This is a genomic window from Romboutsia sp. (assembly GCF_051659545.1).
Lineage (GTDB): Bacteria > Bacillota > Clostridia > Peptostreptococcales > Peptostreptococcaceae > JBOFOR01.
On the sequence record NZ_JBOFOR010000050.1, the window covers coordinates 1 to 10475 of the forward strand.

Annotated in this window: 10 protein-coding genes and 1 pseudogene; 10 read left to right on the forward strand and 1 reads right to left on the reverse strand. The window is 29.7% G+C overall.

The window, feature by feature from the left end:
* The 8 genes and pseudogenes from ACRC03_RS02810 to ACRC03_RS02845 form a co-directional block, all read left to right on the forward strand.
* Positions 1-497 (forward strand): annotated as a pseudogene (locus ACRC03_RS02810) (DNA mismatch repair endonuclease MutL); the annotation flags it as partial.
* A gap of 16 nt (positions 498-513) precedes the next feature.
* Complete coding sequence (gene miaA, locus ACRC03_RS02815) at positions 514-1446, forward strand: tRNA (adenosine(37)-N6)-dimethylallyltransferase MiaA (protein WP_438651029.1); 933 nt, start codon at positions 514-516, stop codon at positions 1444-1446.
* Between the two features lie 92 nt (positions 1447-1538).
* A complete protein-coding gene (gene hfq / locus ACRC03_RS02820) occupies positions 1539-1796 on the forward strand; it encodes an RNA chaperone Hfq (protein WP_438651030.1) in 258 nt (85 codons plus the stop codon).
* Between the two features lie 160 nt (positions 1797-1956).
* Positions 1957-2868, forward strand: a complete 912-nt coding sequence (gene nadA, locus ACRC03_RS02825) for a quinolinate synthase NadA (RefSeq protein ID WP_438651031.1) — start codon at positions 1957-1959, stop codon at positions 2866-2868.
* Position 2869: 1 nt separating this feature from the next.
* Positions 2870-4174: an L-aspartate oxidase gene (locus tag ACRC03_RS02830; RefSeq protein ID WP_438651032.1), complete on the forward strand. Its 1305-nt coding sequence runs from the start codon at positions 2870-2872 to the stop codon at positions 4172-4174.
* The gene (gene nadC, locus ACRC03_RS02835) at positions 4152-4991 is read left to right on the forward strand and encodes a carboxylating nicotinate-nucleotide diphosphorylase (protein WP_438651033.1); all 840 of its coding nucleotides are present in this window, start codon (positions 4152-4154) and stop codon (positions 4989-4991) included. The genes ACRC03_RS02830 and nadC overlap by 23 nt, the downstream gene beginning before the upstream one ends.
* Positions 4992-5301: 310 nt before the next feature.
* Positions 5302-6072 (forward strand): class I SAM-dependent methyltransferase, encoded by a 771-nt coding sequence (locus ACRC03_RS02840; RefSeq protein WP_438651034.1) that lies wholly within the window; start codon positions 5302-5304, stop codon positions 6070-6072.
* Positions 6073-6210: a hypothetical protein gene (locus ACRC03_RS02845; protein ID WP_438651035.1), complete on the forward strand. Its 138-nt coding sequence runs from the start codon at positions 6073-6075 to the stop codon at positions 6208-6210.
* Between the two features lie 74 nt (positions 6211-6284).
* Here ACRC03_RS02845 and ACRC03_RS02850 read toward each other — a convergent pair whose 3' ends face one another.
* Positions 6285-7145 (reverse strand): YitT family protein, encoded by an 861-nt coding sequence (locus ACRC03_RS02850; RefSeq protein ID WP_438651036.1) that lies wholly within the window; start codon positions 7143-7145, stop codon positions 6285-6287.
* A gap of 238 nt (positions 7146-7383) precedes the next feature.
* On the opposite strand from ACRC03_RS02850, the gene ACRC03_RS02855 reads away from it, so the two are divergent.
* Both ACRC03_RS02855 and ACRC03_RS02860 read left to right on the forward strand, forming a co-directional pair.
* A complete protein-coding gene (locus tag ACRC03_RS02855; RefSeq protein WP_438651037.1) occupies positions 7384-9951 on the forward strand; it encodes a PEP/pyruvate-binding domain-containing protein in 2568 nt (855 codons plus the stop codon).
* 155 nt (positions 9952-10106) lie between these two features.
* A complete protein-coding gene (locus ACRC03_RS02860; protein ID WP_438651038.1) occupies positions 10107-10238 on the forward strand; it encodes an ATP cone domain-containing protein in 132 nt (43 codons plus the stop codon).
* Positions 10239-10475 lie beyond the last annotated feature (237 nt).

Genomic DNA, 10475 nt, shown 5'->3' on the forward strand with positions numbered 1-10475 from the left:
TAGACCAACATGCAGCCCATGAAAGAGTACTATATGAAAAGTATATGGACAAGTTCTATAAGTCAGAGATTAATATGCAAATACTATTAGACCCAATAGTATTAGAACTTTCAACAGTGGACATGCTTCATGTAGAAAATAATTTAGAATTATTTATGAAGTTTGGTTTTGAAATAGAACTCTTTGGTAATAATCATATAATGATAAGAAGTGTACCAACTATATTTGGTGTTCCTGAATCAGAAAAATTTATACTACAAATAATAGACAACATAGACGACATAAAAAATAACTATGAGTTAAAAGGTGAAAGATTTGCTTCTATGGCATGTAGATCAGCAATAAAGGCAAATGACAAAATAGCAAACTTAGAAATAAACAGCTTATTCGAGCAAATGGAACTTTGTGAAAATCCATTTACTTGTCCTCATGGTAGACCGATTATTGTAGAAATATCAAAAACTGAAATAGAAAAAATGTTTAAGAGAATTATGTAGTTAAGAAAGGAAGATTATGAATAAAACACCACTTATAATACTTACAGGACCAACAGCTGTTGGTAAAACTGATTTATCAATAAAACTTGCAAAAGAATTAAATGCCCAGATTATCTCAGCAGATTCTATGCAAATATACAAACACATGGACATAGGAAGTGCCAAGGTAACACCTGAAGAAATGGATAATGTAAAACATTATTTAATAGATGAAGTTACTCCTGATTATACTTTTTCTGTTTCAGAATTTCAAGAAAGAGCTGATAAATACATCAGTGAAATATCTGAAAAAGGAAAAAAAGTATTAGTAACAGGAGGAACCGGTCTTTACCTTAATTCACTAATCTACAATATGGACTTTGCAAAGTCTGATGCTGACAATGAGCTTAGAGAGCAACTAAGAATAGAATTAGAAGAAAATGGCATAGAATATATGCATAATAAATTAAAAGAATTAGATAATGAAGCGTCAGAGAGAATTCACAAGAACAATACCAAAAGAGTAATAAGAGCATTAGAAGTAGCTTTAAGTGGAGGAAAAATGAATGATTTTTCTAACGACTTAAAATTTAACGAAAAGTACAAACCAATAATAATTGTGCTAAATAGAGATAGAGAACATTTATACCAAAGAATAAACAAACGCGTAGATATTATGATGGAAAGTGGACTTATAGAAGAAGTAAAAGAATTACTAGCTATGGGTTACACTAAAGACATGATATCCATGCAGGGAATAGGCTACAAAGAAATAATAAAATATCTAGATGGTGAGTATACACTAGAAGAAGCAGTTGAAATCATAAAAAGAGATTCAAGAAGATATGCCAAGCGTCAACTAACTTGGTTTAGAAGATATGAAGATGCAAAATGGTTTGACTTAGATGAGTACAATAATAGTGAAATACTTAAACAAGATATTGTTATGCATATTGAAAAAATGCTATAATTTATATAGAATATATGTAATAGAGGAATAGTATAAAATTGGAAAAGTATATTAACCTTTTTATTTAATTAAAACTCGGGAGGATACGTCAAATGAAAAATACGGCTTTAAATTTACAGGATTTATTTTTAAACCATGCAAGAAAGGAAAGAATACCTGTAACCATATATCTAATGAATGGCGTTCAAGTTAAGGGGCATGTTAAAGGGTTCGATAGTTATATAATATTAATAGAAGACGAAAAGAAACAACAAAATATGATATATAAGCATGCTGTATCAACTATGTTACCAGGTAAATACATAAACTTACAAAGTTCAAGTCAACAACAAACTAATAATAATAGATAGATAAATTAAAGTCCTAGAGAAAACTCTAGGACTTTTTTGCGTGCAATTTAACTCCTAACCTAAGGTTAAAAACTCATAATTGATAATAAATATAAAAAATGCTACAATGACTTTACAGGTGTATATACATTAAAGAGACTAATTAGAAAGTGGTGTAATTATGGGGAATTGTTTAGTTGAGGAAATATTAAAATTAAAAAAAGAAAGAAATGCAATAATCTTAGCACATTACTATCAACCTAAGGAGATTCAAGAAATAGCAGATGCAGTGGGGGACTCTTACTATTTAAGTGAAGTTGCTAGAGATAGTAAAGAAGAAGTAGTTGTATTATGTGGAGTTAAATTTATGGCAGAAAGTGCAAAAATTCTTTCGCCTCAAAAAACAGTTTTAATGCCTACTAAAGAAGCAGGGTGCGCAATGGCAGATATGATAAATGAAGATGGGATATTAGAGTTAAAAGAAAAATATCCAAATGCATATACAGTATGTTATATAAACTCATCTGCTAATGTGAAGGCACACTGTGATGTAGCAGTAACTTCATCTAGTGCATTAGATATATTAAAAAATGTACAAAGTGAGCAAATAATTTTTTTACCAGATAAAAATTTAGGTGGATATATAGCAGAATTTTTCCCGGAAAAAGAATTTATACTATGGGAAGGTTATTGCAAATATCATAATAATATAAAAGAAGAAGAAATTCTAAATATAAAAGAAAAATATATAGATGCAGAAGTATTAGTACATCCTGAATGTACAAAACCAATAAGAGATTTAGGAGATTATATTGGAAGTACTACAGGTATAATTAACTATGCTACCAAGTCAGATAAAAAGGATTTTATAATAGCCACAGAAGAAGGGGTTTTACACGAGCTAAAAAAGAAAAATCCAGATAAAAACTTCCATATACCAGGTGGAACTATTTCTTGTATTGATATGAAAAAAACAACTTTAGAACTTTTATACGATACCCTATTAAATATGAAAAATGAAATAATAGTAGATGAAGAAATATCTAAGAAAGCCTTAGGATGTCTAGAGAACATGCACGCTCTAGCGAAGTAAAATGAATAAAATAGTAGATGTTTTAATAATAGGTTCAGGGGTATCGGGGATATATTGTAGTTTAAATTTAAAGGAAAGTTTAAATGTTATGCTAGTTACTAAGTCTAAATTAGAAAATACTAATACATATTTAGCACAAGGTGGAATATCAACTGCAAGAAACAAAGAAGATATACCAGTATTTATAGAAGATACTTTAAAAGCTGGACAATATAAGAATAAATTGGAGGCAGTAACAGTATTAGCAAAAGAATCAAGGGATAATATAGAAAAATTGCTAGCTATAGGAGTTAATTTTGATAAAAGTAGTAATGAATTAAACTACACAAGAGAGGGTGCTCATAGCATAAATAGGATAGTTCATACTAAGGACAATACAGGAGAAAGTATACAATTAGCTCTTGAAAAAGAACTAAAACAAAGAAAAAATATTTCTATTTATGAAGATACATATTTTGTAGATATTATAAAAGAAGAAAACAAGTGTATAGGAGCAGTTCTAATAAAAGACGAAGAACAAATAAATGTATATGCAAAAGCTGTAGTATTAGCTACAGGAGGAATTGGAGGAGTATTTAGAAACTCTACTAACCAAAGAATCTTAAATGGTGATGGAATAGCAGTTGCCCTAAAGCACAAGATTAAATTAAAAGATTTAAACTATATTCAAATTCATCCTACAGCTTTTTATGAAGAAAATAACGATGAAAAGAGATTGTTAATTTCTGAAGCTGTAAGAGGAGAGGGTGGAAAACTTTTAGATATTAATGGAGAAAGATTTATAGATGAATTACTTCCAAGAGATGTGGTATCTAAAGCTATATTTAAACAAATGGATAAGACTAATTCACCTTTTGTATATTTAGATGTTACCTTTATGGAAAAAGACTATATAATAAATAGATTTCCATTCATATACAAAGAGTGCTTAAAAAGAGGAACGGATATTACTGAAGACTACATAAAAATTTCACCAGCACAACATTACTTTATGGGTGGTATAGAAGTAGATTTAGATTCAAAAACCTCAATGGAAAATTTGTATGCAGTAGGAGAAATAAGCTGTACAGGAGTACATGGAGCTAATCGATTAGCAAGCAATTCCTTATTAGAAGGAGTAGTTTTTTCAAAAAGATGTGCAAGATTTATAAATGAAAATATTGATGATATTGAGTCTAAAATAGGACCAACATATGAAGTTAAAGATACTCTACAAAATTTAATAAAAATAAATAAGAACCTAGTTATAAAGGAAATAAAAGAACAGTGCGAGGAGTTTGAGGATGAATTATTTGATTATAGATAAAATAATAAAAGAAGCATTAATTGAAGACATACCAAATGAAGATATTAGTACAAATTCTATAATTGAAAAAGAAAGCATATCAACTATAGAATTACTAAGCAAGGAAGAAGGTATAATAGCAGGTCTAGAAGTTTTCAAAAGAGTTTTTGATATACTTGGAGGGGTAGAAGTAAATCTATACAAAACAGATGGAGATAGAATATACCCTAAGGATAAAATAGCTTTCTTAAAGGGTAATACTAGAAATATATTACTAGGAGAAAGAGTAGCTTTAAATCTACTTCAAAGAATGAGTGGAGTAGCAACTTTAACTAACACTTTTGTAAAAGAATTAGAAAACAGCAACACAAAACTATTAGATACTAGAAAAACCACGCCAAACTTAAGAGTACTTGAAAAGTATGCTGTAAAAGTTGGAGGAGGTTGTAATCATAGATTTAATTTATCTGATGGAATTATGCTAAAGGATAATCATATAAGTGCAAGTGGAGGAATAAAAGAGGCAGTTAAATTGGCTAAAGAAAATAATTCATTTGTTAGAAAAATAGAAGTAGAAACTGAAAATTTAGAGATGGTAAAAGAGGCTTTAGAAGCAGGCGCAGATATAATAATGTTAGATAATATGGATTTAGAAACTGCTAAAGAAGCAATAGCCATTATTAATGGTAGTGCCATAACAGAGTTTTCAGGTAATGTAGGATTACATAATATAAAAGCAATAGGAGAAATTGGTGTAGATTACGTTTCAGTAGGTGCACTTACTCATTCTTACAAAGTACTAGATTTAAGTATGAAAAATTTAAAAAAAATAAGCTAGTGCAATAAAAGGACTAGAGTAATTCCTTAACGGGTTCAATTTTGGGGTACAAATCTTAAAATAACACATTAGATCATAATTAAAATCACATACTTATCACCTCAACAACAAATCTATTGTTAGCGCGAAATACCTTGTGATATTATATCAATTAGGACACAATTGTTAAATAATGTGAAATATATAAATAGGAATTTTATAGTGATGTTGTTGTAAGTTATTAAATTATATTTTATTGAAAGGGGATATACAAAGTGATTAATTGTAAAAACTTAATAATAAGACAATTGGAATTAGGGGATTTGATATAATGGATATAAGAAAACATAATGAACTTGCTTGGGATAATGAAGTTAAGATAGGTAATAAATGGACAATACCAGTAAGTTCTATAGATATTGAGATGGCCCGAAAAGGACAGTATACAATATTATTAACTCCAACAAAACCTGTTCCTAAAAATTGGATTGGGGATGTATCAGGAAAAGACTTACTATGTCTTGCATCTGGAGGGGGGCAACAAGGTCCGATATTTTCGGCACTTGGAGCTAATGTAACAGTTTTTGATAATAGTAAGGAACAACTATCAAAAGATAAAATGGTAGCGAATAGAGATAATTTAAATATAAACCTTGAACAAGGGGATATGAGAGATTTATCAAGGTTTAATAATGGAACTTTTGACTTTATATTCCATGCAGTTTCGAATTGCTTTATTGATAATGTTGAAAAAGTATGGTCTGAATGCTATAGAGTGTTAAAACCAGGTGGTGTATTGATAGCAGGATTTGGAAATCCTATTTCATATATATTTGATTTATACGAATGGGAAAAAAATAATAAATTGATTGTTAGAAATAGCGTACCATACTCAGATATAGATCAACTTCCAAAGGAGCAGTTGGAAGAAAGGATACAAACCAAAGATACGTTAGAATTTGGTCACTCTTTACAAAGTCAAATTGGAGGTCAAATAGATGCTGGTTTTGTAATTAGTGGTTTTTATGAAGATAAATTAGGAAATGGATTATTAGATAATTATATAGATACATTTATTGCAACTAAAGCAATAAAGTTATAATTGATTTTAAAAGTATATACTTGGAATACTCGTGCTATAAAAACTTATGAAAAAGTTGGATTTGTACAGTATGATAAATTAGTAAGAGTTGAAGATGGCAAGGCTACTGAATACAGTCTTATGAAGATGTATATTTAATAAACAATATTAATATAATGCGGACAAAAAAAGCAATATACAATTCCAATTCAAGGGATGTATATTGCTTTTTATTATACTTCAATAGTAGAAAAACCTTCACCAAGAGCCTCTTGTATATCCGAAACTATAATAAAAGCATGAGGGTCAATTGATTTTATAAGTCTTTTTAAAGATACTACCTGACGCTTAGATACCACAACAAGAATTACATCCTTTTCAACCTTACTATAAGCCCCCATAGCCTTTAATAAAGTTGCACCTCTACCTAATTCTACAATAATGGCATCGCTTATTTCTTTAGAGTAATCAGAGATAATAGTGAACGATTTAGAATAATTAAATCCATCTATAACTAAGTCTGCAACTTTAACGATAATAACTAGTGATAAACCAGAATAAAGTGCTATTTCAATTTCTTTTGAAACTATACCGGATAAGGTTACCACTATAACATCTGCTATACCCATTAAAACAGTTACGCTTATAAATGGGAAAAATTTATTTGCTAATAACCCAATTAAATCAGTACCACCCGTTGTACCATTTATTCTAAATATTAATCCAAGGCCTATGCCAGATATGGAAGAACCAATAATAGAAGCTAAAAGTGGATCGTTGGTAACATCTATGTACCCCAAGTTACCAGTAATTTTTAGAGAAATAGTAACCAAAGTAATTCCTACCAAAGTTTTTAATACATCTTTTTTATTTAAAATTTTATAAGCAACTAAAAATAGAGGAATATTAAAACATAAATTTATCATAAACAAAGGAACTCCTGTAATAGAGTTTATTATTATTGATAAACCAGAAATTCCACCTGGAGCAATAGCATGTGGCCTAAAAAATAAATTTAAAGATAATGCCAGTAAAAAACAACCTACAGCCATAAACAAAAATTCTTCAACAACTAATAATTTTTTATTAATCATCTTCCCACTCCTCCTACGAACCAATCTGAATATAATTATAAGCTATAAATATTAAAAATACTATTAATAAAATTTAGAATATTAATAATATTTTAAACAATATGAAAAATTCCTTTCTTAAAAATTTATTTAAAAATGACAAATTAAAATACATTCACAATAATACAGAAAATTCTGTAAAATAAAAATAAAAATGTTATAATATATAGTACAAAGCTTACAAGGGAGGGGAATTTATATGGGAACATATAACAGTGCAAGTACTGGAATGAAAGGTTTTGATGAAGTAATTGATATGCTAAGACTTGGGGACAATGTTGTATGGCAAGTTAATTCAATAGAGGATTACAAATACGTAGTGAACTCCTATATAGAGCAAGGAAAAAAAGATGGAAGAAAGTTAATATACATAAGATTTGGAAAACATGAAAGTCTAATAGACGATTTAAATGGAGTGAAGATTTATGAACTAAATCCTTGTTTAGGATTTGAGGATTTTACCACTACAGTTCATAATATAATAGAAAATGAAGGAACAAAATTATTTTATGTATTTGATAGTTTAACAGAACTACAACAATGTTGGTATTCAGATCTTATGACGACTAACTTTTTTAAGGTAACTTGTCCTTATCTTAATGAATTTGATACAATAGCATACTTTGCAGTAATAAGAAATGCTCATACATATGATGCTATTGCAGGAATAAGAGAAGTAACTCAAGTTCTATCTGATATATACAAGGTAGAAAATAATTATTATATACATCCATTAAAAGTAAGTGGCCGTTATTTTCCTACAATGTTTTTTCCGCACAAAATAGAAGGAGATACAGCAATTTCAATCACATCAAGTGCAGATGCCGCACAATTATTTTCAAATTTCAATTGGACTAGTAAAAGATTAGGTTATTGGAGAAGAACTTTTAATAAAGCTAGAAGTGCTATAAATGAGGGAATAGAAGCCAGAGAAGAAATGAAAGATATATTATTGACACTTTTAGTTGGCTCAAAATCAAAAATTCGAGATATGTGTACAAAATATTTTGAATTAGAAGATGTAGTTCAAATAGCATCTCGTGAAATAGGCACAGGGTTAATAGGTGGTAAAAGTATAGGTATGCTTTTAGCTAGAAGAATTATCACTAAGGTTGAAGATCACAAAGACTATTTTACACCTTTATTAGAACCACATGATTCCTTTTATATAGGAGCGGATGTTTTCTATTCTTATATAGTTGAAAATGGAATTTGGGACCTTAGAATAAAACAAAAAACAGAAGAAGGATACTTTAAATATGCTCAGGAGTTTAAGGAAAAATTAGAACAAGGTCGTTTCGCAAGAATGCATAAGGATCAATTTATGCATATGCTTGAATACTACGGTCAATCACCTATTATAGTTAGATCAAGTTCATTATTAGAAGATAACTTTGGAAATGCCTTTGCAGGAAAATATGAAAGTGTATTTTGTGTAAATCAAGGAACACTTGATGAAAGACTTCAAGCTTTTGAAGCTGCAGTTCGTAAAGTATACGCTAGTACTATGAATGAAGATGCTCTTAATTATAGAAAACTAAGAGGCTTAGATAAAAAAGATGAGCAAATGGCAATATTAGTTCAAAGGGTATCAGGAGATTATTATGGAGAATACTTTTTCCCACATGTAGCAGGAGTAGGGAACTCTTCTAATTTATATGTTTGGGATAAAGGTATTGATATGAATGCAGGTATGTTAAGACTTGTATTTGGACTTGGAACTAGAGCTGTTGATAGGGTAAATAGTGACTATGTAAGAATAGTTACACTAGATGACCCAATGAGAATACCCCTTATGAATTATTACGACCAAGAAAAGTTTTCTCAACATGATGTAGATTTACTAAACTTGAAAACTAATAAGCTTTCTACAGTATATATAAATGAAGCTGTTAAAAAAGATATAAAAACTAATGTAAATATATTTGGTGCAAAGGACTATAACACAGCTCGAATGCTTAGGGAAACGGGAAGTAATCCTGATAATGCACCATTTCTATTAAATTTTGAAGTACTTCTAAAATACACTAAGTTTCCAGAAGTTATGAAAAATACATTAAAAGTATTATCGAATGAATATGAATATCCAGTAGATATAGAATTTACAGCAAATTTTAATAAAGAAGGTAACTTTAGATTTAATATAGTACAATGTAGACCACTTCAAACTAGAGGTTTAGGTAAAACTGTAGAAGCTCCGAAACTTTTAGATAAAGAATCTTGCTTATTTTCTTCAGTAGGAAATTTTATGGGAGGAAATATAAGATTCCAAATTGACTATGTAGTGTTAGTATCAGTTAAGGAGTACATGGGACTTACAAACTCTGAAAAATATACTATTGCTAGACAGATAGGTATAGTAAACAATGCACTAAAATATAAAAATGCAATGCTAATGGGGCCAGGTCGTTGGGGTACTACAACACCTTCTCTTGGAGTACCAGTTCACTTTACAGAGCTTTGCAATATGTCTGTAATGTGTGAGGTTGCCTATAGTAGTGAAGGCATGATGCCGGAGTTATCTTATGGAAGTCATTTCTTCCAAGATTTAGTAGAAACGGGAATTTTCTATGTAGCACTATTTGATAATAAAGAAGATGTAGTATTTAATGAAGGAAAGCTAAGAGAAAGAGAAAATATAGTGAGTAAATTAGTAGGAGAAAATAAAGTCAATGAAGATGTAATTAAAGTATACGATACAAAGGGGTTAGAAATATATTCAGATATTACTAAGCAAATTGTAACTTGTGCGGATAATTTTAAATAGAAACTAGTATAAGCCTGGGCTGAAGCTCAGGCTTTAAATATTTAATTAACAAAACTTGATTTAATACTATATGTGGTATAAAATATACAAGGATATACAAGATATAGTGATTTAATTTAATGTGATACTTTAATGGTTGGACAGAAGGAGACTGTATGAATAAATATACAAAAATAATAAAAAGAGATGGCAAGCCTGTTGAATTTAATAAAGATAAGATAGAAAATGCAATCCTAAAAGCAATGAAATATGGAAGTGGAATATACGAAGGTGCGACTTGTTGCTAGACAAAGGTAAGCGTGGGTTTACTACAAAACTAGCCTAATAACCTTTAGTTATTAGAACTAATATTACGATAGGTAGAATGATAGGGTAACGCCTTGAAATGCCTGCCCAAAGGTACGACTAGCGTTTTGATAGGTGAATATCAAAGGGTTAGAAGCTCGTTAAAATGACTAAGAGCCACCCTAACAGAGTATATGCTGAGGAAATGCGAACTGGAGGCAGTCGAGTGGTGATAGGTC